Raw genomic sequence first — 24,992 nt, 5'->3', positions numbered from 1 at the left:
CCCTGGTTCATCACTGTCTTCCCTGGCTAACTAATTGTTCCTATTCTATTAAAGGAAACTCGAGCACACCTAATAACTTAACTTGATAGACTCATTACCCTGTATTCAACTTAATGCTATGACCACTGTTAAGGGATGCACTATAACTACAGTAACATTACGCATGGCAAATTTACTCACTCACAATTAAAATGCTAACCATAAGCTTCTAACATATCCTATTCACTTTGCTTGCTCGACTATCAATGAGATTTAGAAGAATCGCCTAAACAGTTTCTCATCTTATACGAAAATAAGAAAAGATTTAACATACACAGAACTACATCGCTAAGAAATCATGTATATTTCTATAAAATATTTTTCATTCAGTTAACTGGGGCGCTAGGATTCGAACCTAGGGATGGCGGGACCAAAACCCGCTGCCTTACCACTTGGCTACGCCCCATTGATTTACAAAAGTAATTATAGCAATGACTTCTGGGGTAATGTCAAGTACTTTCTCAGAGCAAAAACAGAAAATATCGAGATTTCTCCTTTGGAGAGCAAACAGACTTTGGCAGAAGACTTATGCTGCAGGGGTTATATGTCCCAAAGCAGTGAACCCGAAGGGCGGTTATCTCACCCCTTGAAGGAGTGGGTTAAAAGCCGACTTTCTGTAAAAACAGTCCGCAGCAGGAGATCCGATAGCAGATTCACTAACTGCTGAGAACAACTTGTATAGCTTATTAAGATTATGCTCGCGTTAAAATTAAAGAAATTTATTTTTCAATTTAGTCCTGTTATTAGCTTCATAATTTATTTCTATGTCTTCTACCAGGTCAAGCATCAACCTTAATGTATGTATTTTAACATTAATTTCTTTTATAAGAAATTGGTTTAAACAACAGAAAAATAAAACTCATGACTACAGCCAATTGGTTTGCGGACATGACTACGTCTTTGAACCTATGGATAACCTCACCCAAGGTTACATGACAGGACAAGGGAAAGGTGTCAAACCTGGAGATTGTATTCTCTTGCAAATTGATTCTCAGATTGAGAAGTATCAAGTTGAAGAAATTGATTATTATTCGGAGCCTTCGGATATGTGGATGGCTTTACTTAAGAAAATGGTTTAGATATCTAGCTTGTAGTTTACTACTGACTTTAATAAACCCACATTGTGCTTCTTATGGCATTGCAAAAGAGGCTAATGACTCGAGCTTCAAATCAATAGCTTCTCAAACAAGAATTGCTTCAACAATATATTAAAATAATGGAATTTCCTTCAAGCATCAAAAAAACATATTTCAAAAATTTCATGTATTACTATCTTAAAGCCTTTTTTAAGAAATTGATTTTCCGTATCAGTAGATTTTTGATAAGGATTTGCAAAATAAATACCAATTCTCAAAAAGGTTATGATAGTATCTTCATGAAGTAAATATTAAGTCAAAGCACAAGACTGTAAGTTGACAATCCGTTTGAGTCGTAGTTATTCTGGAAGAGCTATTGCCCGCTTAATATCAAAGGCTGCCATTTATACAGAGTCAAAAACTGTATAAAGTATTTCAGTTTAGTAGAAATTCCTAAGTGTATCTATTTACGTATGCTCTACTAATGCCATTTTTTTAAGCACAAAGCATTTACCCTTAGAGTTAGAGATAGAGATTTTCAAGCTTTTGCGATCGGAAATTGAGAATTAATCCCTTTCCGCTCTAAAATTCCACTCCATCACGTAGGTAGGGCTGCCGCACATCATTGAACGGTGGGCAACACTCACCCTACGCTCATAAATAATCTTCTGGCAGGAAGGGAGTCATCAGGAATCAACACAAGGCTGCCAACTTACGGAGTTGAAATACAGTGCAAGAGGTCTCTACCGAAGCATCACTTGTACTTGAAACGTTGAAAATTTTGAGTGATTTAGTGCAAAACTTATGAATAATATACGATTAAGGTCTTCTATTCTCTGGTCATTGCCCTTAAGTTTTTTCTTTTGCGGATATACAGAGCTAGCTTTTGCTGCTGAGTACTACGTAAATGCGAACGGATCGGATTCAGGAAACGGTACAAAGTCTTCACCCTGGCGAACCCTGCAAAAAGCTTTTTCATCTATCCCTGCCGATCGCGGACACACTGTTAATGTAGGAGCCGGTCAGTACGATCTTGGTGGAAAGGTTCCAGTCCCTTCAGGATTGAACCTTGTTGGTTCAGGCGTGGGTTCAACCACCATAATGGGAGAGCTTCAGGTAGTTAAAGTTAAAGATGTGACCATTAGCGGCATTAAATTTGATGGCAAAAATCGTCAATATAAACTGGGCATGTTTATTAGAGATGCCAATGAGTTAAATATTCGCGATTCAGCATTTCATGGATATAGTCATGAAGCCATGAATATTGAAAGAGTTTCTAACGGTGAGATATCCAACATTAACATTACTGATAGCTCTTTCAACAATCGGATCGAAGGTGGGGGCGGTACACAATCTCCATCTATTGCCATGGGAAACCTTTCCAATTTTAACTTTCGCAACCTAAAGATTGATACAAGAGTACGTGGCGGTGCGGGAATTACGTCAATCAGTGATGCTTGGCCAAAGGATAAGCCGTGGACTGGAGCCCATTCTGTTTTAAACAACGTGAAGTTTGAGAACTTAGACATAAAGGTCGATAAATGGAATGCTTGGGCAAATGGTTGGACACCACAAATGGCTTTAGAGCTTTGGCATCAAAAATGTATCAACTGCGAAATCTCCAATTCAACGTTTAATAGTACAGTTTCCCTAGTCACTGATGGTTCAACTCGCATTTATGTACATAATAATAAATGGGAGGGAAATGGCAACCCCTATTATGCTGTAGAAGTAGATAGTGACAACATTGAGTTAGCTAATAACTACATTGTTGGTGGAACCTATCCCTTTGCAATGTTTGGAAAGGGAAAAGTAAGAAATAACTTGTATGTGCATCATAATTTTATTGAAAAGACAGGAGAACCTGTCTTAGTTGCTAATTACTTGGGTAAACTAAATAATTTCAGATTTGTTAATAATACAGTCTATGTTGATGCATCAGGTTCACTTTTCAATCTTGAAGGTGGGGAAGCAAGCAATCAGCAGATACGCAATAATATTTTCTACAGTGCAAACCAAAGAAACAATGGGTTTGGGGCTAAAGTTGGTGTAGACCAAAATCTTTTTCACAACCTCTCGCCAGTAGGTTCTAGTGCAGTAACTGTCGATCCACAGTTTAGTCGTTCGGGTAATTCACCATCATCGTACTACGCACCAACAAACGGCACCGCTAAAAACTTTGGTGCAACTTCAGCAAACAATTCCGCATCAAATCAGCAGATCTCCAATAATCTTGAAGCCAATCAGAGTCAACCATATTCCTCATACAATTCGCAATCATCAGCAAATAAAAAATATAATTCTCAAACTGTTCCTGAACCCCTCACGATCTTTGGATCTGCAACAGCACTATGCTTCGGTGTGTGTATGATGCGGCGCTTCCGAAAAAAACATAAATGATACTGTTAGGAAACTGTTAGCTAAACTTGGGGGTTACTCCCCCATTTTGCTTTCTATTAACCACCTGTTGGTAAATTTCTATTAACTGCTGATAATTAGCTTCAGGAGTATACTTGGTTTCATATACCCAGTAAGCATTTTTCCCCATAGTATCTGTTATTTGAGGATGAGTTATTGCCCATTGGATTTTGGCTGTTAAATCTGTGAAATTTCCTGCTTCAAAATGGATGCCAGTTACTCCATCTTCTACAATTTCCGCCATACCACCTAGTTTAGGTACCAGTACAGGTAGACCGCAAGCAAAAGCTTCAGCAATTGTTAATGGAAAACCTTCATACCAAATAGAAGGAAATACTAAAAGTTGTGCCTTCTTCATAAGTGAAAGTACTGTCGCCTTATCCTGAAAACCTAAAAATTCAATTGCTTTCTCCGCGCTTGTATTTTCAAGCTTGTCTTGTAATTCCTGGCGCAGTGGTCCATCACCCACAATTTTTAGTGGGACACTTAAATTATTTTTTAAATAAGTATCAATTAACAATGAAATTCCCTTTTCTTCGGATAATCTACCTACAAAAAGTAAATAGTTATTGCGTCGTTCATTTTGGGGTGAATTCTTGGGAGTCAAAACAAAATTTGGTTTTATATGAATCTTTTCTGATGGTAATCCAGCCAGAAGCATTTTCTCTTTTTGAAATTGAGTAAAGACAATATAAGCATCTACTTTTTCCTGCCAAGTTCCTCGCAGTCGGTGCCAAGTAGTCATAGCTGCTACTACAGAGCTTTGCAAACGTGAATTGCGGTAACAGCCATACATTATGCTTTGCCAAGGTATTAACTCACCAATGCAATCTTCACAAATTTTACCTTGACGAAAAGGCATTGCTTTTGGGCAAACAAGCCGATAGTTATGTAGAGTTTGTACAACAGGTAACTGATTTTCTAGACAAGCATCATATATAGAAGGAGACAGGAGTGGAAAAAAGTTATGTACGTGAACTACATCAGGGCGAAAATGCTCAATTTCTTTGCTAACTCTTTGTTTGGCAGAATGCGAGTAAATTGCGCTGATACCAGCTGTTACTTTACTCCAATGATTTGTAATGTCTTTATTAGTTACTTCTACCAAGCATATTTGATGACCATATGCTTCTAGCAAAGACTTTTCAGTTTGTACTACTCCATCTTCACCACCTGCTAGTTGGTAGCGGTTATGTAGCAACAGCACTTTCATAACAAGAATTTTACCTATTAATTAAACCCAAGATCCAAAAAGTGAAAAATGGCAAGCAATGACGATGAGAGGAAAAGCAGATTTTAAGAGCGTGCAGTTATGTTTCTAAAACCGAATACTGAAGAGGTTTGTCGAGCAGTTTTTAACTCCTTTTTACGACGACTTGCACTGCCAAGAGAAGCCCCCACAAGTATTCCCAAAGGACTCATTGAGAAAATGTACACGACAACGTTATCGCTAATCATTGCTATAGCAATAGCAATCAAGGCAAGGAAAGCACTAAGGTGAATATGAGCACTAATTCTATCATTTCGGTCAGCCCATTGCCAATTTTGCCAAGTTTTTACTATCAATCCCCAATATCCAAAAAACCACAATACAAAACCAATCAGACCGTAATCGTGAAAAATTCTGAGGTAGTCATTATGTGGGTGCGTGAAAGCAGGACCAAGAGGTTTCAAAGCATTTGACACAGAACCCGGACCCTTACCAATCCAAGGTGATTCTAAAGCTGAGGTATACGCAACTGGCCAAGCTTCGTTTCTTCCTGATGTGTTCACTCTGATTCCGTTTACGGTTGCATTATCTCCTACCTCGTTGAAACGAGAACGTATTGGTTCTACATAGTTAAGTGCTAAATATGAAACAGTAACTATTAAGAATATGGTTAATATCATCCTCAACCAACCCTTAAAAGTAGACAAGGATATCTGAGAAATGGGAACTAAGATGATACCTATCAACAGTGCTGTACGAGAATAACTGAAGGCAATAGCTGATATTGTTCCTATTGACCACCACAAACCTCCAGGCAAGCGATAGCGCCAAACAGCTAGAAACCAGGAAATGCCTATAATAGCAAACAAAGCGAACGATCGCGCCCCCATGAGAACACTAGATCCAGGACCGCCTAAAACAATAGATAACCCATACAGTCCTACTGAGATCTGAATTGCTCTTGTGAAGCTACTATTGACGTACTCTGGTGGTTCGAAGCTGCGGTAACTTTGTGTAGCACTGAGTACGATAAATCCTACAAATGCTATGAAAACAGCGATGTTCTGAATTGATGCTATGAGGGGCAAGCTCGATGTAAACAAACACCATATCCATATTACGAGAGCGCACAAAACGAACAAAAGCAAACCAGAACTCGCCAGTACGGTTTTGGGCATTTTGGAGCGCGTGAAAACTAAAGCCCAACTTGCTACAGCTAAAAGAATAGTCAATACACCTAAAGCAGTAATTGAACCCAAGCCGATCCTGCGTACTAAATCTGTTAGACCACTAAGAAATATCGTCAGAGACATTAAAGTCGTGTACCAGTTCATACTTCTCTAACCCAATTTCACAGTGGCTTGATTTAGGCTGGCAATTTCTTTGTAGATTTGAGCCAACAGTTGTCCTCTACTTTCCCAACTAAAAGCTTCTTTTACCCTCTGGCGTCCGGCTTGACCCATTTGCGATCGCAAATCTGAATCGCGAGCTAAGCGAGTCATTGCAGCCGCAAGATCCTGTACTGCTTGCTCTGGTGTATGTGCCTTAATTTTGAAACCAGTTTCTTCTGTCACTTGAACACCCGGTCCTCCAAGATCCAGGCAAATGACCGGTCGCCCAGCTGCCATTGCCTCTATACATACCCATCCTCCAGAGTCATGTAAGCTGGGATGAATCAAGACATGGCACTCTGCTAACTTATTTAAAGTCTCCTCACGCGGTAGTTTGCCCCAAAACTTCACTTTTTGACATATTCCTAATTCTTGGGTAATGGCGTGAAGCCTTTGCCGTTCCGGACCATCTCCTAAAAGCCAATACTCCGCATCTGATAAGTTTGCCTGTGCAAAAGCACGCAATGCCAAATGAAATCCCTTCCAATGTAAAAGCCGACCCATGCTGATAAATCTAATTGTCAAATTATTGGGGATTTCGCATTGAGAAAGGCGTTCTGTCTCATCCTTTGGTAAAGCAACTTCAGGAAAAACCTTTATGTTTTTCGCGCCCATAAGGCGCAATCGGTTAGCTGTATCTTCAGTCGTGACCCAAGCTAAAATGCTTCGTTGGGAAGTGAGGCGGACAAACGGATCGCATTCACCTATCCAACGAGATATATTTCGTAAAATTTCGTATCTTCTACCGCGTCGGCTGAAGTCTTTCCAAAAGGCTTGAGGCGCTGATTCTCCACCTCCCACAGGACCCCAAAGAAAAGGAAGTGGAAGTAAGGAAATAAAGCTAGGTCTGGCATACTGTACGTAGGTAGCATGGTGTGCCAGGTCAAACTGAATTTCATGATGGAGCTTTCGTGCTACAAAATATGCCCAAATTTGCCAAAGATAGTAATGAAATTGAACTCCCCACAGCGCCTTTTTTCCTTCTTGGCTCCAGTCGAGTATCCAACCAATTGGGTCAAAGTAAACAAAGTTTAGGCTGGGTAATGAGGTACGTGCTAATTCAGCTTCAATTCCCGGACGATGGCAGTTCGATGTAAGTACCCAAACCTGATGGTACTTAGCTAGCTCCAATGCCATGTTCCAGCCTACCCCAGGTTCAGAACCTCTGTTTGGTTCGCAGGCGTAAGCCGATAAAAGAACTTTCATCAGTATATCCTTGTGAATTCATAGTTTAAATCGTCTACTGCGCTAAGAGATTGCTATATTGTTCCAGGGCACGTGCAGCAATTTTATGCCATTGTAAATGCTCGAGTGCATAATGCCGCCCCCTCAGTGCCATTTCTCTCCATTGAGAACGACAATTCAGCAGCTTAAGACAACCTTCTTTAATAGTAGATGCCTGCGGTTTAACAACAATACCACACCTGCTTGCCTGAACGTGAGGGGCGATTCCAGCAACATCTGAGATGAGCAAGATTCGACCCGCAATCATTGCTTCCAAAGCTGATAGACTAAACCCTTCAAAGCGAGAAGAAATGCAAAAAATGTCGTAGTTGGCAATGATAGATGAAGGAGATGAATTGTAATCGGGTTCGAGGAAAGAAACTTTTTCTGACAGTGTAAGTCGAGCAGTTTTTTCTTGCAATTTTTTTTTATCTCCCCAATCAGGACCTTGAATGGTGAGATGACAGTTAGAGACTTTGACAATTTCTGCAAAGGCATCAAGTAAGATATCCAAACCTTTATTATATGCGTCTAACCGCCCTAAAAAAAAGAGTTTTGCTACTCCTTCTTCTTTCCATTCCAGTTGGCTTTCAGAACAGACATCTGTAGGAGAAAATCCATTGGGTACTTCTATAACTGGAGTGTTAATTTTTAAGCGACGCAGCCATTCAACATGCCGGATATCTAGCACCTGAATTGCTTTTGCTTGCTTGAGTATTCTTCGTTCAAATAAAAACCAATATGGTAATTTTAAATGTGCATTTTTCTGAAAAATAGTTGGATGGTATGGATCGTGAGGAGCAAGGATATAAGGTATAGAATATTTATTTAAAAAATTAGCGAAGGAGTAAACACTGCGATGAAATATACCATTAAGAATAACAAGGCTATCTTTCGCAGAATCGCAAATATATTTTTTTAATTCAGTTGAGATTTGAAAAGATGGTTGGCTATTTTTATTAGCAAAACTCAGAATTTCATAGCCATCTTTAGCTTGATATGAACTATCTTCTAAGCTTTCACAAAGAATTGTAACTCGAGCGCCGCAGGCAGCAAGACCAGAAGCCAGACCATGAACTGCTTTACAGGTTCCTTCATTCAGATTATCGCCATACGGGGGAAAATGTTTTAAATACAAAAATATATTCATTATTAGTTGAGTTGAAAAAATTAGTTCTCAATGAGAAAATTTTACTTATGAACAGTAGTCTTTAAGGTAAATTCTACGATTTCTGTAAGCGATTCTGAAACCGTTATCGGAGTATGATTCACCATTTGTTGGCTAGATTTTTTTCCCATTTTTTCAATGAGTTCGGGATGTTTGATAAACAACATCATTAAATCCGCTAAATTTTCAGGATTATAGGGGTCAAATGTGTAACCATTTTCCCCAACAACTACCATTTCTGCTGCTCCTGCCCGTTGCGAACACAATATAGGTTTGCCGAACACCATCGCTTCCAAGACGACCATTCCCCAAATATCTTCTAAAGTGGGAAAGACAAAAACGTCTGCACAACCAAAATAATCCCCTAGTTTGTGATAATCAACCTGCCCTATCCAATTCACACAATTCTGGAGATTGCGATCGCGAGTTAAGGTTTCAAGTTCTTGTCTTTGCGTTCCATCACCTACAATTAGTAATGTGTAGTTACAGTATCCCTTTTCGTTAAGGATACTACACGCTTCTAATAGAAGATGAATTCCTTTTCTAGGAATAACTTGTCCTACAAATAGAAAAATTGGGCGCTGCGTTTGTAAATCTGTAACATGAGAAACTTTCTGATTTGGTAACAAAGCCTTTATATCGGGTACCAAGTATCGCTTGACGAAAATTTTACTTTCTTTTGCCCAAACTACTTTTGTAAGATAGTTTTTTGCTGCAGAGCTATTTGTGATAAAGGCATCTACAAACAGATTCATAAGCCGTCGCGGAAATATGCGAAATCCTGAATTTAGACGATCTTTTCCTACGGAAACGCCATCAAAAATTATAACGACTTTCCATCGAAAAAATAACTTTAGAAGCAGGACGAAAACAGTCCATAAAGAATAAGCACTCGTGAAAATAACTTGAGGCTTAAATCGAAGCAAATGACTGATAATATCAAATGATGGAAGTATATAACTGCGGCTATATTCTGTACTGGAGTCTACTGTTGTGATATATCTGGTGGTTCCTACGACCTCAACAGTAAATGCATCTTGAAAGCCAGGAGAAAATCCAGCCCAACCTCCCGTATACACAGTTGTATGAGGAAATTTTTTGGTGAATTCACTCAAAATTGGATGCCAGTAATTTCCCCTTTCCAAAGAAGGGAACAGCCACGCAACATATGTATTCTCTATACGGTTTTCCAGTTTTTTATCCTGCTTGATTTCACTAATTGACATAAACCTCACATTTTCCTAAGACTTGTATACTAAATATCAATCGTTTCAAACCATACACATTCTTTGGATTAATTTGATAAATTTTGGAAAATTGTACTGGCGAACTTATCCGCCGTATTTTGCTCAGCAAATGATTTCATCTGCATGAAATCGCAAAATTGCTTGGGAGATTCAAGTACGAATTGAGTTAACCCTTGAGCAATTTCCTCTGGTACAGTCGAATCAACTGTTAGCCCCAGCCTATAGCGACGAGTAATTTCACCCATTAGCCCATAATTAGAAGATAGAACAGGCTTTTGAGCAACAGCTGCTCGAACCAGAATTGCACTCATACCAACATGGCGCTGGTAAGGAGCTAATATAACGTCTGCAAGTTGGTAATAGGATTGAATTTCAGAGTCAGCAACAAACTGATTGTCAGTAACAATCTGAACTGGTAGAGAGGAAGAAAGACTAGCAATCTTAGCCTTTACCTGTGATTCAATTGCCGAAGCGATAGGACCTACTAGTAACAAACATATCTGTTGGCAAAGACTCGGTGAGAGCAACTGAACTGCTTCTAATAGCTCTTTTATTCCTTTTCGCCCATCCAAACTACCGAATAGAAGGAACACTTTGCGATTGGCATCGATACCTAATCTCTCTGTCAGTTGCTTTGAGGATGTTGCCGATTCACTATATGTTTGAACTGGATCGGGTAAGTAAATGATTTTTGCATTGGTGTTCAACCGATCGCAGTGTTTCAAGACAAAGGGGTCAAGACTAAACAAGGTTGTGAATTGTGGATGACGCAAAGCGGAAGACAGTACAAATTTTTCTTGCCATTGCGGCAATTGGTTCCTCCAAGTAGATTTGTAATGTTCAAAATCATCATAGTGAAAGGTGGGTCTAAAGTAGATAGCAGAGAGAGAACACGGTAAATTTCCATCAATAGCTAGAGGTATCTGAAATGTATCAAAGTACATTAACAAGCAATGATTTGCCTTGAGCGACTTAGCGTAAGCACGGCATAGCTTCCACTGTTGAAAATAATGGATTTTTCTCTTGAAAAAATTGGTTGGTGGCCAAAGAGCAGCTTCTTGTGCATCTGAGATTGGCACAAAATTCACCTGACCTTGACCGTTTTTTGCAGCTAAGTCAACAACATCTTTGTGTTTTCGCACGAATTCAGGCGATACAACCACATCAAGAGAACCTGATAGGTTATGCTTGCAAAAGAATTGAATGAGATGCTGAATGTAACCAGCATGATGACCATCTGTTACAAGGTCAAACAACATAATCTTGCGATCGCAAGGGTTTTCGCGATTCAAGGATAGCATGCTTCCTTCGCTAAGCTTTGACATACTGTTCCTTTTGAGCGACTATGATTTCCTGAAGAATGTCTTTGATGCTCAAAGTAATTCCCCATTCCGGGAAGTGTGACTTCATCTTGCTTAAATCAGAAATGTAGCAAATGTGATCGCCAATGCGGTTCTGCTCAACATAAACCCAATCCATCTTGCGGTTCGTTAAGCTCTCAACTAGGTCAAACGCTTCAAGGATGGATATGCTATTTTCACGCCCCCCGCCCAAATTGTATACTTCGCCCGGTTTGGGATTGCGTCGGAATGCTTCAAATGCTTGAATGACATCGTAACTGTGGATGTTATCTCGTACCTGTTTGCCCTTGTAACCAAAAACTTTGTACGTACCACCACTAACTGCTACCTTAACCAAGTATGACAAGAAGCCATGCAGTTCTACTCCGGAATGAGACGGTCCGGTTAAACAACCTCCGCGAAATATTCCTACTTTCATGCCGAAATAGCGACCATATTCTTGAGCTACAACATCAGCTGCTGTTTTAGAAGCACCAAACAGAGAGTGCAAGCATTGGTCAATGCGACAGCCCTCTGATATACCGTTGAAATCTTCTGGTTTAGCGTAGTCGTACCGTTTTTCTTTCTCAATCAATGGCACTTCATTTGGCGCATCACCATACACCTTGTTAGTACTCATATGAATAAAGACAGCTTCCGGGCAGAACTGTCGCGTTGCTTCGAGTAGATTCACTGTACCTAAAGCATTCACTTCAAAGTCTAACAGCGGAATCTGACAAGCTTTATCGTGAGATGGTTGAGCAGCACAGTGGACGATCAGGTCAAAAGGATTTTCTTGGAATAAATCAAAAATGCTTTGGCGATCGCGAATGTCTATGCTTCTGTGTTCAAAATACCGAGTATTGTCCTTCAACCGATGAAGATTCCAAGTCGTATCTCCTTGGGGACCAAAGAAGGTAGCACGCATATTGTTGTCCACACCAACAACATGATGACCTTCTCTGTCATAATACACAACAGCTTCAGAGCCAATTAAACCATTGGAACCCGTAACTAGTACTCTCATTTGCTTTCTCTGTGTTTCAAGACTACATCTACTTTGAACACGGCGAGTTGCTGCCCCTTGACTTGAGTATTGTCCTGCTATGTAGCATTTACTTAGTAAATACTTCTATCTCTAGTTTTGCTATCAGGAATACTCGTTAAGTAATACCGTATTCATATTGCAAAGTTTACATTTACCGTACTTTTTTCAGTAGAATTCCCCCGATGGCAACCGGTAGTAAGTATGACTAGCGCCATCCCTCAAGCTCTTGAGTCTTTGATAATCTCAGTATAGAGGGACAGATACCGATGTGCTTGCAACTCTAAGGCAAATTTCTTTTCAGCGGTTTCACGGGCGCTGTCACATAATTTCTGGTGTCGTTCTTGGTTTTCTAATACCCAAGCAATTCCTCGAGCAAAGTCTTCCGTATCAAAGGGCTTTACTAAATAACCATTGTGCTGGTGCTCCACAATATCTTTTAAGCCAGTAGCATTGAAGGCAATTACTGGAGTGGCGCAAGCAAGGGCTTCTGACGCAGTTTGTCCAAATGCTTCTTCAATTGAAGGCACAATCATCACATCAGCAGCCGAATATATTAACGCTAATGAAATGTCATCGTGCAAGCGACCCATATATTGACATTTAAATCCAAGGTCGGGCGGAGTCTCTGGTTGAGAAGCTCCAAAAATCACAACCTCTATTTTTTCTTTCCAATCAGACCTACTTAACTTCTGTAAAGCTTCTTTAAGCAAATGAAATCCTTTTCTAGGATCGCTAGTAGCACTAATTGCTCCAAAAAGAACAAGCTGCTTATCTTGAGGTAACTGGAGAAGTTGTCGCGCCAGTTGACGGTTGATTGGCGTGTAGGCTTTGGTGTCGAGACAGAAGGGTATAACCTCTACTCTCACATTTCTAAAAATAGAACTGGAACTAGCACACTCAGCCATCCACTGGCTTGGAGCAACAAGCGCGATATCGATTTGATTCCATGCTTTTGATTTACGCTGCCATATCCAATGTGATAAATCTTTACTTTTACTGCTAGAAAGTTGAGGACAGGAGCCACAAGAATCAGTATAGCGATCGCAGTTTTGACTGTAGTGACATCCTCCGGTAAAAGCCCACATATCCTGAAGCGTCCAAACTATGGGCTTTTTTAGTTTAGCAAGGGTTTCAATTTGCAGAAATCCATTGCATACCCAGTGAAGATTGACGATATCAGGACGCAGTTGAGTAATTTGGGGAGCAATGGCATCGGGAAACCACTGGGGAGAAAAAAACAATCCAGGCTCTTTCTTAGGATACAACTGTAGTGGTAGACCATTAAACAGTGGTTTTGATTTGGCAATTGCTCTTTTAATACCCGACTTTGGTTCCATCGAAATTACAGTTCGATCGTCGCTGGACTTTGCTTGCACGAGTATTTGTGAGGTTACACCAATTCGCTTTAAACCTTGATGCAATCGATAAGAAGCACGAGCAGCGCCTGCCCCTATGTCAAAGGTACTTATGTGTATAACTTTCATTTCAAGATGCTAAAAATAGTTGATTTCGTCAAGCACTATCCAGTTGAGTGGCTTGAGGGATTATTGATTGCGATTGTAATGAGATAATTTTTGCATTTTATGCAGTAACCTTATAGTAATACCTTTAGGAATAGTGCCTAACATTGTATGACTTATTTTAGACATTAAAGACTTTCCTTTTATCCAATTTTCTGGCTTTTCAAGATAGCGAACTAATTCTGTTTCTATAACGTTAAAGCGGTTAAAATGACATGCTAGTTCATAACCATAATCAAAATACTCTAATGCTTGACATATTTTGAGATATTTAAGAGCTTGTTCTCGTGTAACTGTTCTGTTATTTCCAATAAAATCAAACAGCCACATTGATTCACACCAGATTGGTTGGTGCTTTCCGTATCGTGACAAAGGATTTTTTCTGCTAATACGATAAATATTCATATCAAACATAAGAAATCCTCTTTTTCGTAAGAAAATATCAATATCTGAATATTTTGTCTCTCCTATATAATCTTCCACCAATCCTGTTTCTACGTCCAGACAAAAAACATCTTTTAATAGCGTTTCTGCTGATTTTAAAATTGGTAATTCAAGACCTTGAGTATCAATTTTGATAATATCGGCAGTCAAGTTGTTCTCTTGAGCTATAAAATCTAGAGTTGTACAATTTACAGATTCTGTTCCTGCCTCTTTAAATAAATGAGAAAATGAAAACCTGTTCACCCACTTTGGATTAGGAGGTAAAAGTGAATAACAGTAAATATTTTCAGTTTTATACATAGTTTTTATGCCTTGCTCGCCAGCAATAGCATAAGGAAGATAACGAGCTGATTTGTATTTGTGAGTTTTGTTATTCAACCGCTCACACTCAACTGCATTGGGGTCAAAACCTACATAGAATAAATCTGTAAATAAAGAAGACCACTTATCATCTAGCGATCCACTACAACCAACATCTATAAAATTAATAGATTGAACTTGAGCCAATGGATTTTCCATATCCACGTTTCCTTTGTTGTTTTCAATTGTCTGTTCTCTCAAGTAGAGATTCTGCTTTTTTATGTATACATCAAGAATTAATCCTATAAATTTTTGTTTTTACATAACGTTTTAAACCCCAATTGCAAATATTCAAGAGAATGGAGTGCTTTATAAGTTTCAAAATCTGGTTGTAAATCCTCAAATTTTGTTTCTATCTGATGAAATAAGTAATGTAATGCTTCAATACATCTATTGACATCTTCTTCGGGAATACTTAGACCCAACCGAAATTTTTTGACTCTTTCACTCATACAAAAACCATCACTTACTATCACGGGTTTCTGAAAAACTGCCGCTTTGGTTAAAATATTACTGCTAGAAGGAAAATTGTGATATGCAGCAAATAATATATCACAGACATCGATTAAAGAATTAAATTGTGCTTCAGTAGGAATACGCTCTAAATGAAAAAAACAATTGTTAGGTTGGGAGTTAACAAAATTCAACACTCTGGAAATTTCCTCAGGTAATAAATCACTTTCATACAAATGTCCAGCAAAAACAAAAAACCAGTTTTCTATAACTGACTTCTGAGCAGTTTCTAAAAGGGTTAGCAACCCTTTACGTTTGCTAAGTAAACCAAACAAACCAACGATTTTTCTAGTACCTGCTTTTTCTCGAATCTCTTTGACAACTGTATAATTCGGGTCAGGTGGTGATTCATCAGTAAGATCTGGGAAAATAATCACAGGATTGTTAAGATTACTTTGTATCTTCTTAGCATCAAATTCATTAAGAACGGCAATACCACGACACCGTGAAGATTTAGCAGCTGCATAATGAATCAGTTCTTGACCAAAAATTGGTAGAACATGATGTTTAAATTGTGTATGGCTGGGATGAAAATAGAGACCAGACCAATTATAAGGAAAAACACGGTCAATAATATGATGAGTTAAATAGTTGCTGAAGTACTTGTCCAGCCAATTGAAAAAAACGAGATCTGGGGAATAACCCAGTTGTGACGAGGCTTTCTGAATGACCTCTGCACTGTACTGCCATCTTAAAAGTGTCACTAGTGGTTGAGGCAGTTTTCCCAGAATTGGCAGTGTTGGTGCGTGATGTTCTTGAACCTTTAAGGCTTGAAATTGCTGGCTTTGTTTTGGGCAATTGATAGCGATCCATGTGCTGACCTCGTCGGGTTGCGAGCAAAAAGTCATGACTTGATAGCCCAATTCCAGCAATGTTTTACTGAATAGCCTTAGGTAAGTAAGATGATGACCGCCTTGAAGATCGTCAAACAAAGCAATAGTCTTCAAAAGCGTAACCTCCAATACTTTAAACTAAATGACCGTCTGAGTTGCCTGAGTAACTTGAGTATTATTTTTGCAAAGCTTGCTGATATAGCTCGATATAACGCTTGGCTTGAAGTTCTAAAGAGTATTCTTTCAAGGCGATTTTCCGGCAATTCTGAGCCATATCCTGTCGCAAAGAATTATCTTCTAAGAGCTGCACAATCCCATTACACAAGTCATTGGGATCTTCCGGTGTGGCTAAGTAGCCGGTGATATTTGGACGCACGAGATCGGGAACACCACCAATTTTAAACGAAACCATTGGAGTACCACAAGCCATGCTCTCTTGTAATACAAGGGGGAGATTATCTGCACGGGTGGGAAAAACAAACAAGTCAGCAGCAGAATAGGCGATTGTTTTGAGGCGATCGCTGCTAACATAACCTAAGTTTATAGTTGTCATTCCTGCTGTTTCAGAAATTGCTTCTCCACTCTCACCTAAAGTAAGGAGTACAGTTTCTGCTTTTAAAGACTCAGGTAACATACGCAGAGCTGCTTGCAGCAAGTCTCCTCCTTTTCGAGAAGTGGTTAAAAACTCTGCGGCAAACATCAAAACTTTTTTGTGATTTGAAATACCAAGTAAAAATCGGCTCTTTTCTGAATCAACAGGCTGGTAGACTTCCGTATTAATACCATTAGGGATGTGATGGATGGGAAAGCGATTGAGCATACTCTGCTTCACCTGCTCTGTCAGCCAATTGCTTGGTGTGACGACAGTCAAATTAGCTTGGCTGTAAACCCATTTTTTCAGCTTCCACTCTAAATGGGTACTATCTCTGGGAATGTGTGGGTATGTCTCTGGATGCGGACATTTACCACAACCTGTTTTCCAGCGATCGCAATCAAAACTGTAACTGCAGTGTCCCGTGAAACTCCACATATCATGGAGAGTAAAAATAGCAGGTTTGTTTTCAGTTAATGATGGAATCGCTAAGTAGTTGAAATAGCCATTATGTAAGTTGTGGAAGTTCAGAACATTTGCATTTTGATAAAAGAGGTGCTTGGTAATCTCAAAGCTGTTAATATGATTGATGTAGTTAAAGCCGAGACGCCAAGTTACGCGATTGATTTGCTTTTCAATAAATCGGTATTTGTCTGAGACAGAAGCTACGCGATCGCTACTGGTTTTGACTTTACCGACTAGCAAGCGAGAGTTAATCTTTTGTGCTAACAAGCCTTGATGAAGACGGTAGCCAGCAATAGCAGCTCCACCAGAAATGTCAGACTGATTGATATGCAGAACATTCATATAGATAGTTTCATTACCTCCACAACTAGAGAATCAATCTCACAAACTCGATTTTCCAATAAGTAGCTAAGCGGAAATAAACAGAACTACGTTACAAGCAGATAAATACCCCTGAAACCCTTACCAATGACTAATGACTAATGACTAATGACTAATGACTAATGACTGCTCTAATTGCTGCTTCTAAATCTCGCTCGTGTTGCAATCTTCCATGCACGTAATTTTCATAGAAAGCATTGCTTGTTACTTGCTCGCCAAAGCCAATGATACTGGGAACATTAAATAACAAACTGAGTGACAGACAAGCCGAACTAACAGCAAACACCTGAATTGGATTTATTGGTGTCAAGTCTGGTTTAAGGAAAGCTTCCATGAACAAGACTTCAAACGGGAGAAAAAACAGGCTGGGTTTTGACAGAGTTATGACTTCTTTATACAAGTCGGCTAATTCATATTGCAGTTGCCCAATTTTAGCTTCGTTATCTCTGGGATGGGGCTTGATGACTAAAATAGAGTTTGGCTCTATCTCTTTTGAGGTTAAAAATTGACGGTAAGCAGAAATTTCTATGTCTACAGGCATCCGATCTGCTTCCGAGAAGTTAGAAGTCAGCAGTATCGAAATAGGAGCATCAGCAATTTTTGCTTGCAAAAAAGCAATATACTCAGTTTCAACCAAACCTCGCAGCTTTTGAAAAGTTTCTAAAAGTGCTTCTTTCCCTACGACAATAGTTTTCATGGGAGGGGATTCTCCCATAACATTGGGTAACACAAAATAACCTACATCAAAATTTACATACTTAAGAATTGTTTTAATACGTAGGTTATGTTGTATATTATTAATTATGCTGATAACACTCCATTTGATATCCCTCAAGATTTTAGGTGTTTTTGATGGCTGGGCTGCTCCAAAAATAGCAGTTGCATTTTGAGAGAAGTATATGCCAATGCTATCCCCATAACAAATTTTTCGAGCTGTTTGATAAGCATTGATGAGCAATTGGTTACCAAACTGCCAATTCCTGCATAGGTAAATTTCATCAGCCGATTCGACTCCTACTAAACTATGCACTAGCCTGAATATCTCAATACAACCCGTACAGTCTAGTTTTTCCTTAATTTCTTGGATTTGCTGTGGAGTGATATGCACTATTGCTTTCCAAGTACATACGAAAGTTGCCATTTTCTGAATTAAGGCAACAAACGCATCTGTTTGTTCTAACGGAGCATAGAGATCGTAGATAACAAGGTAGTTTTCATATTCACAGCTCAAGTGCTGCTGCTCTTTTTCTTGATAGCTCAGTACTGATAGAGCAGTTACTAACTGTATGGTGCCTTGACACGTTATGACCCGTTTGATGATTTGGCGACTGGTCATTGTTCTATTTAATAAATCCAGCTTCAACAACTTCTGACTTAATCGTCAACAAGAGATTGCAAATCTCTCGGACACATCCCGCACCCCCATTTAATTGAGTGACGTAGATTGCACAAGCTTTGTTCTGCGGCATCGCATCTGCTACTGTCATAGGGCAACCTACGACACGCATTATAGGTAAATCAACAACGTCGTCACCAACATAAGCAACTTGAGACAGGGATAAGCTCAAATCCTCACAAAGTTTTTTAAGGACTGTTAACTTGTCCTCAATCCCAATAAAGGCGTACTTAATACCCAGCTTTTTGGCTCGATGCAAAGTGGCGTTAGAGGTACTGGTGGTAACGATCGCGACCTCAACACCAGCCTGCATCACTAATTTAATTCCCTGTCCATCCTTAACGTTGAACTTTTTAAGTTCTTCTCCGCTGTCTGTGTAATACAGCCCCCCATCGGTCAGAACACCGTCTACATCTAGTGCAAGAAGTTTAACTTGAGATAAACGTTCCTGCAACTCAGAATTGGAACTGTTGCTCATTTTATGTTAACCAGGGAAAGTACTTATACAGTATTACGTATGTTCAATATTGATTTCAGGATTTCTTCCAAATTTGATAGCGGTACCATATTTGGACCGTCACTTAGAGCAACATCTGGGTTTTCGTGGACTTCCATAAACAGGGCATCAATACCTACAGCGGCGGCGGCTTTGGCTAGGTAAGGTACGAACTGTCTTTGTCCGCCAGATTTATCTCCTTGTCCTCCAGGCATTTGGACGCTATGAGTGGCATCAAAAACTACAGGATAGCCTAGCTCTCGCATTTGGGGCAGCGAGCGGAAATCCACTACTAGTGTATTGTAACCAAAAGACGTTCCTCGTTCCGTAAGCAAAATATTCTTAGCTCCCCCACCTTCTAGCTTGCGAACTACATTCTTCATATCCCAAGGAGCAAGAAACTGACCTTTTTTCACGTTCACTGCTCGACCTGTAGCTGCCGCTGCCATTAATAAGTCTGTCTGACGGCAAAGAAAGGCTGGAATTTGCAAAACATCCACAACTTCAGCAACAGGGGCTGCTTGGTAACTTTCATGGATATCAGTCAGCACTGGCACTCCAACCTTGTCTTTGACTTTTTGCAGGATTTCTAACCCTGTATCTAAGGTTTGTCCTCGAAAAGAGCTAATTGAAGTCCGATTGGCTTTATCAAAAGAAGACTTGAAGATAAAGGAAATTTCCAGGCGATCGCATACCTTGCGAATCTCTTCTGCCATTTTCAGGGTAAAGTCTTCAGATTCAATAACACAGGGACCCCCTATTAAGGCAAACGGGCAACCATCACCAATAGAGAGATTATCTGCAATTTGTGTGTAAGCCATAATTTTACCTTTTCTCCCAAAAATCTTTCTTTAATTTAATATCGATTTGTTCTAATTTCTAATCCTAGAGGATAAATTTTTTTTTGACATGAGTAGAAAAAAAATACATAAAATCATACAATTGTATGCTACTATTACTTTTTTGCGTATTGATTGTAAGTTGCTATGGCTTTATATTTTAGTAAAGAAAAAAATATTTGTTGTTTATTCCCTGTAAAATAGTCCTTCATGTGCCTTTTCGCATGACCTTGAAAATGGAGAGAGTTAAATTTAACTTCTTTATCGGAATCAAGATATTTACAATACACAAATCCATTTTTCCAGTAAATTTTTTTCATTCCCTCATGCATTTCAAACCCGTCTGAAGAATTTATATTAGCATCATACACAGAGCCATCAATCATATCAGAGGTTAGACCGATTTCTTGAGAATATCTTTGGTAATACTGATTCAACAAAGTCATATCGCAAATTCCACCTGCTTTCTGCCCTGCCAACAATGCTTTTTCCCTGATAGACTTCAAAATTTTAAACAACTCTGGGTCAGTATAAAACTTTGTCAGGAGTTCGCACAATTTCTTAATTCCCTCATACTTGATATAAGAATTATGTCCCGAACCTTTTTTCGATAATGTAAAATTAAATTTTTCATACTTTTTAGAAAATTCTTCTGATGCATCAACGTAAATCATAACATCAGAATCTAGGTGCAAGCATTTATCTAGTTGATTCTTTTCTAAAAAGTTTTTAATCACAAACCATCTTTGAAAACAAAAGAGTTCATACTGGTAATTATTAAAACTCATGTGTTTTTCTGAATAAACTTTTTCAAATTCTTTAGCTTCATCATCATAATTCTCTATGCGTTCGTGATGAATATAATTTATAAAACTATTTTTATCATCTCCAAGCAAAACGATATCACTTTTTGGGTTAAATACTTTAGCTTGTGCCAGACAATATGGCACGTAAGCTGAATATCCACGATGAAGAACCACGATTGGCAAATACATAATTTTTTATTCTTTAATCAATACACTACTCTAAAAAAACCGAAATTTTAATAGTCAACTTCCAAAATATAGCAATCCTAAATGGCTTGATAAATGCTCTGTTATATCTTTTTTTAGCGCTCTTTGCGACGCCCGGAGCTTCAAGCCGGGGAACCCGTCCAACGCACTGGCTCGTCTTTGCGGTTAATATTTTTACAACTCAAATAGGACTGCTATAGTATTTTGATAATTAAGAAATATCGGTTAATGAAAAGCATCCCTTTTACTATAATAATGCGTGTAAAGAGACAAAAGCATTATTATCTTTCTAACAAAAGAAAAATTTCCCCACTTGACGAGAGATCTATATGTCTTAAACTCCTTTTCAAGAGGATGAGGAATTGTTTGAAACTCAGTATGGGCTTGTTCGCATAGATGACTTGAATAGCTCATTTTTTCTACTAAAAATGAGAATAATCGCTCAACACATCGATCGTATTTCTGCAAGTACTCAGGCGTCCTTTCTTTACCGCGTCCATAGTGACCATTATTACCATGAACTCTATACTTGACTAGAGGATTAGCTAAATAAAATTTTCGTGCTCCTACTATTGAAGCTCCATAAACTAAGCAATCATCAGCACGAATACGCCAATCCTCTAGATAAGGAATTGGTAATAGATTTTCTAACACCTGTCTCCGCATCGAAACAGTCGATGTCCTGTGACCTATCCATGCTTTACTGTAAAGAGTGATAATTCTAGAAATACCCAAGTCACGGGTTTTATCATAGCAATGAGCAATACGTTCTTCATTACCAAATAATTCAGCACTACAAAATAAAAAATCGCATTTTGGATGTTCTTTGTAAAAGCTCACGACTTCCTGGATATAATTCTCTTTGTAAAGATCGTCAGCATCAAGAAAACAAATAATATCTCCGCTAGCCCTATTAAAGCCTTCATTAAAGCTAGATAATTGCCCTTGATTGACTTCTTTAAGAACTAGATTGACTGTTTCATGATTGGCAAAATTGTCTTGCAATATTTTAACCGAATCATCTGTTGATTTATCATCCACCACAATAATTTCAGAGACAGGAACTGATTGATTGATAACACTATTGATGGCATCAACAACATATTGCTGGTAGTTATAGTTGTTAATCAGTACAGAAACTTTCACTTGTAATCGCTCCTCAAAACTACGAGGTGTACTCAGAATGATAAATTTAACCTCTGGTTAAGAGAGAATGTGCTGGTTCTTGTTTTTTCACATCAATCTCTTGCGGTGAAGCAGGCAATTGTCTTGCTGGAGGAAAGAAGCGACCCGAAAAATCTCCTTTAGTCCGGAAATGAGTGTAAATTGATACAAACATTATGAATTTTTTCCAAAGAGGAAGCTTAACCTCATTGAGAAGAGATTTAACATTCACGTATTCCTGGATTAAGGGATGAGGAATGGTTCTAAATTCTATATGAGCTTGCTCATACAGATTATTTGGATAGTTCATTTTTTTGGATAAATATGCAATTAGGCGTTCAACTGCTTGCTCATACCGTTGTTTGTACTCTGTTGTCTTTTCATGGCTGCGTCCGTAGTAGCCATTTTGACCGTGAACTCTATATTTTATTAAAGGTTGGGCTAGATAAAACTTTCTAGCGCCCACTATTGATGAGCCATAAGTCAGACAATCATCTGCACGGATGCGCCAATCTTCTAAATAAGGAATTGGGAATATTTTGTCAAGAACCTGTCTTCGCATAGAAAAGGTTGAAGTTCTATGTCCCAACCAGACTTTCTGATAGAGGGTGACAATCCTAGAAATGCCTAAATCGCGATTGGTTTCGTAAGCGTCAACAATTTTTTCTTCATTCCCAAATACTTCCGCGCTACAAAACAAGAAATCACATTCTGGATGTTGCATGTAAAACTTGACAATTTGCTCTACATAATCCTGCTTGTAAAGATCGTCAGCATCTAAAAAACAGATAATGTCGCCGGAAGACGCAAAAAAGCCTTCATGAAAGCTGGAAAGCTGTCCCTGGTTTTCATTTTTTAAAACCAGTTTTACTTTTTCATGTCCCGCGTACTTCTCCTTTAAAAGTTTTACAGAATCATCTGTCGATTTATCATCGACAACAATTATTTCATCAACGGGAACAGATTGTAGTAAAACACTGTCAATAGCATCAACTACATAATTCTGATAGTTGTAATTATTAATGAGAACAGAAATTTTCATGATGGATTCCTCCTAAAAAAATACGATGGTTTTCTGTTAAGTTGAAGTTCAATTTTCAACCACAAGAAGCTACACTGTTGATTCAACAACAGCGTAGTATTATTTTGAACGTAGTTTTGGCTTAGCGTTTCTTTAATAAAAAACTGTTCGTAAATTTCTTGAGTTGTAAAACTAGTGGTAAAGAACGCAACTGCAAGCGCATCTTCGCCTGGAAACTCAGTTTATTAATAAATAACTCATGTTTTGGCTTGCTCTGAGAAACTTTGCTAGATTTAGACAGGTTTTGATAAACAAGGCAAGCTCCGCTTCCCAACACCTGGTGAGAACCTAAAGCACAGAGGCTCACACAGCGAAAGCCTCTCGCTCTCGCTAGCCGATTTAAGATTCTTATTTTGTAGTTTTTAGTGTCTCCGATCGCAAATAAAAGTCCGGATTTTGTAACTTTGTCTTGAACCTCTAGTAGAAGATGTTTTATTTGTTCGGGTGTATCTGGTAAATCCAATAAAATAATTTGAAACTGTTTTTCTAAGGGGGAATTTTCTAGAGAAACTTGGTCTTGAATACCAACCTTAGAACACCATGATTTCATTTCTGCTAAAGCTGTTAGCGAATTAGAATAGGTAATTTTTAACCGTGGCAAATCAGCTAAATCAGATAATATTTCTTTATTGTTTCCTTTCCAATATAAGATTTTTATCTGAGAATTAAGCCTGTGAATTTCTTGAATGATTTCGTAAATTTTGAGTCGAATATTAAATTCCTTCTCACTTCTGTTTGAACTGATATGCATAACTCGCTTGTCATGTTCAAGCAAGAAAGGTGGCTCAAGTTCACCTTTCAATACAAAATTGTAAAACTTCTGTTGAACTGTCTGCTGGTTGTAAAACTCTGTCAGCTTTTGATGACCCGCTACAGCAATCTGTTCTGCTCGTTCGGGATTTTTGAGATAAAAATCGATTTTTTCAAGTAGCTCCTTTTCGTTTCCGTAGCACTCTAAATGAATACCTTCTTTAAATAGAGAAAATAAACCTGACTGAGGACTTAAACGGTCTGTAAGGAGAAAACCTCCAGCCATCAATACCTCATAGACTCGCCTATTTGTATCTCCATTCAAGCTACAGTTGAAGACTATTTTAGATTGAGTGTAGTCCTCCAAGCATTCAATGTATGGTTTCTGCTGGATATCTATATTGACTCCAGCGTTCTGCAAAAACTTCAACAATCTGCTACGCTGAAAATGAACTTCAGATTGAGACCCCCGAAACACAACATCGTAGGGCTTCATTTCTTTTCTTTGAGGAATATAATGTTTAATAACTGGGGTTCCAGGCAGCCAGAATACGTTCTTCAGACCAGCTTCTACGAAAAAGTGTAAATGCTGAACTCCTTGGTATACCCAATGGTAGTCGCACTGTAAAGCTTTACAGTACGCAATTATACCACTTAATGAACCGTCCCCCCAATGAAAAGTATCACCAATCTTCATCACCTTTGGACATTTGATTTTCTCTAGTCCTCTCGGTAGGAAACTCATATTCCTAGCTGATAAATTGACTATCTCTGCTTGGAAATGGTCGGGAAGCTGCTCTAAAATTAGACTTACATCAAACTCGCCTGATGGAATAGATACAGCTTTACCTGCTTTCACAGCCTCCTGGGGTGCTTGAGGACAGGCGACAATTGTTTTGTTAGCTGTATCTTCTAGATTAAATTCGTTCAACGGTACGGGATATGCCCGTATAATTAACTCTGTAGGATTATACACTTTGAGCT

At 38.7% G+C, this 24,992-nt stretch carries 20 protein-coding genes and 1 tRNA gene; 2 read left to right on the top strand and 19 right to left on the bottom strand.

Annotation, left to right across the window (positions count from 1 at the left end):
- Positions 1 to 373 precede the first annotated feature (373 nt).
- Positions 374 to 445 (bottom strand) — tRNA-Gln (locus tag F7734_RS32280).
- Positions 446 to 803: 358 nt separating this feature from the next.
- On the opposite strand from F7734_RS32280, the gene F7734_RS32275 reads away from it, so the two are divergent.
- On the top strand, positions 804 to 1,118 hold the full coding sequence (locus tag F7734_RS32275) for a hypothetical protein (RefSeq protein WP_155748632.1): 315 nt from the start codon (positions 804 to 806) through the stop codon (positions 1,116 to 1,118).
- 801 nt (positions 1,119 to 1,919) lie between these two features.
- Positions 1,920 to 3,515: a PEP-CTERM sorting domain-containing protein gene (locus tag F7734_RS32270; RefSeq protein WP_155748646.1), complete on the top strand. Its 1,596-nt coding sequence runs from the start codon at positions 1,920 to 1,922 to the stop codon at positions 3,513 to 3,515.
- A gap of 16 nt (positions 3,516 to 3,531) precedes the next feature.
- Here F7734_RS32270 and F7734_RS32265 read toward each other — a convergent pair whose 3' ends face one another.
- The 18 genes from F7734_RS32265 to F7734_RS32180 form a co-directional block, all read right to left on the bottom strand.
- Positions 3,532 to 4,746 (bottom strand): glycosyltransferase family 4 protein, encoded by a 1,215-nt coding sequence (locus F7734_RS32265; RefSeq protein ID WP_155748631.1) that lies wholly within the window; start codon positions 4,744 to 4,746, stop codon positions 3,532 to 3,534.
- 83 nt (positions 4,747 to 4,829) lie between these two features.
- Positions 4,830 to 6,077: an O-antigen ligase family protein gene (locus tag F7734_RS32260; RefSeq protein WP_155748630.1), complete on the bottom strand. Its 1,248-nt coding sequence runs from the start codon at positions 6,075 to 6,077 to the stop codon at positions 4,830 to 4,832.
- Between the two features lie 6 nt (positions 6,078 to 6,083).
- On the bottom strand, positions 6,084 to 7,340 hold the full coding sequence (locus F7734_RS32255) for a glycosyltransferase family 4 protein (RefSeq protein ID WP_155748629.1): 1,257 nt from the start codon (positions 7,338 to 7,340) through the stop codon (positions 6,084 to 6,086).
- 34 nt (positions 7,341 to 7,374) lie between these two features.
- Complete coding sequence (locus tag F7734_RS32250; RefSeq protein ID WP_155748628.1) at positions 7,375 to 8,508, bottom strand: glycosyltransferase; 1,134 nt, start codon at positions 8,506 to 8,508, stop codon at positions 7,375 to 7,377.
- 41 nt (positions 8,509 to 8,549) lie between these two features.
- Positions 8,550 to 9,752: a glycosyltransferase family 4 protein gene (locus tag F7734_RS32245; RefSeq protein WP_155748627.1), complete on the bottom strand. Its 1,203-nt coding sequence runs from the start codon at positions 9,750 to 9,752 to the stop codon at positions 8,550 to 8,552.
- A gap of 68 nt (positions 9,753 to 9,820) precedes the next feature.
- Positions 9,821 to 11,098 carry a glycosyltransferase gene (locus F7734_RS32240; protein ID WP_155748626.1) on the bottom strand — a complete coding sequence of 426 codons (1,278 nt, stop codon included), beginning with the start codon at positions 11,096 to 11,098 and terminating at the stop codon, positions 9,821 to 9,823.
- Complete coding sequence (locus F7734_RS32235; RefSeq protein WP_155748625.1) at positions 11,085 to 12,140, bottom strand: NAD-dependent epimerase/dehydratase family protein; 1,056 nt, start codon at positions 12,138 to 12,140, stop codon at positions 11,085 to 11,087. Before F7734_RS32235 ends, F7734_RS32240 begins: the two co-directional genes overlap by 14 nt.
- Positions 12,141 to 12,379: 239 nt before the next feature.
- Positions 12,380 to 13,645, bottom strand: a complete 1,266-nt coding sequence (locus F7734_RS32230; RefSeq protein ID WP_155748624.1) for a glycosyltransferase family 4 protein — start codon at positions 13,643 to 13,645, stop codon at positions 12,380 to 12,382.
- 60 nt (positions 13,646 to 13,705) lie between these two features.
- Complete coding sequence (locus tag F7734_RS32225) at positions 13,706 to 14,686, bottom strand: FkbM family methyltransferase (RefSeq protein WP_207714268.1); 981 nt, start codon at positions 14,684 to 14,686, stop codon at positions 13,706 to 13,708.
- A 41-nt stretch (positions 14,687 to 14,727) separates the two neighbouring features.
- On the bottom strand, positions 14,728 to 15,945 hold the full coding sequence (locus tag F7734_RS32220; protein ID WP_155748623.1) for a glycosyltransferase family 1 protein: 1,218 nt from the start codon (positions 15,943 to 15,945) through the stop codon (positions 14,728 to 14,730).
- A gap of 61 nt (positions 15,946 to 16,006) precedes the next feature.
- Entirely contained in the window at positions 16,007 to 17,230 is a 1,224-nt protein-coding gene (locus F7734_RS32215; protein WP_155748622.1) for a glycosyltransferase family 4 protein, read from the bottom strand.
- A gap of 151 nt (positions 17,231 to 17,381) precedes the next feature.
- Positions 17,382 to 18,605, bottom strand: a complete 1,224-nt coding sequence (locus F7734_RS32210) for a polysialyltransferase family glycosyltransferase (RefSeq protein WP_155748621.1) — start codon at positions 18,603 to 18,605, stop codon at positions 17,382 to 17,384.
- Positions 18,606 to 18,609: 4 nt separating this feature from the next.
- Complete coding sequence (locus F7734_RS32205) at positions 18,610 to 19,143, bottom strand: HAD-IIIA family hydrolase (RefSeq protein WP_155748620.1); 534 nt, start codon at positions 19,141 to 19,143, stop codon at positions 18,610 to 18,612.
- Positions 19,144 to 19,166: 23 nt separating this feature from the next.
- On the bottom strand, positions 19,167 to 19,982 hold the full coding sequence (kdsA, locus tag F7734_RS32200) for a 3-deoxy-8-phosphooctulonate synthase (protein ID WP_155748619.1): 816 nt from the start codon (positions 19,980 to 19,982) through the stop codon (positions 19,167 to 19,169).
- A gap of 134 nt (positions 19,983 to 20,116) precedes the next feature.
- Positions 20,117 to 20,995, bottom strand: a complete 879-nt coding sequence (locus F7734_RS32195) for a hypothetical protein (RefSeq protein ID WP_155748618.1) — start codon at positions 20,993 to 20,995, stop codon at positions 20,117 to 20,119.
- Positions 20,996 to 21,238: 243 nt separating this feature from the next.
- The gene (locus F7734_RS32190) at positions 21,239 to 22,159 is read right to left on the bottom strand and encodes a glycosyltransferase family 2 protein (protein WP_166482287.1); all 921 of its coding nucleotides are present in this window, start codon (positions 22,157 to 22,159) and stop codon (positions 21,239 to 21,241) included.
- Positions 22,160 to 22,205: 46 nt separating this feature from the next.
- Positions 22,206 to 23,219: a glycosyltransferase gene (locus F7734_RS32185; RefSeq protein WP_155748616.1), complete on the bottom strand. Its 1,014-nt coding sequence runs from the start codon at positions 23,217 to 23,219 to the stop codon at positions 22,206 to 22,208.
- 121 nt (positions 23,220 to 23,340) lie between these two features.
- Positions 23,341 to 24,984, bottom strand: a complete 1,644-nt coding sequence (locus F7734_RS32180; protein ID WP_166482286.1) for a glycosyltransferase — start codon at positions 24,982 to 24,984, stop codon at positions 23,341 to 23,343.
- Between the last annotated feature and the right edge of the window lie 8 nt (positions 24,985 to 24,992).

It is taken from the genome of Scytonema sp. UIC 10036 (assembly GCF_009725235.1).
This window is presented reverse-complemented; position numbering and strand designations above follow the sequence as displayed.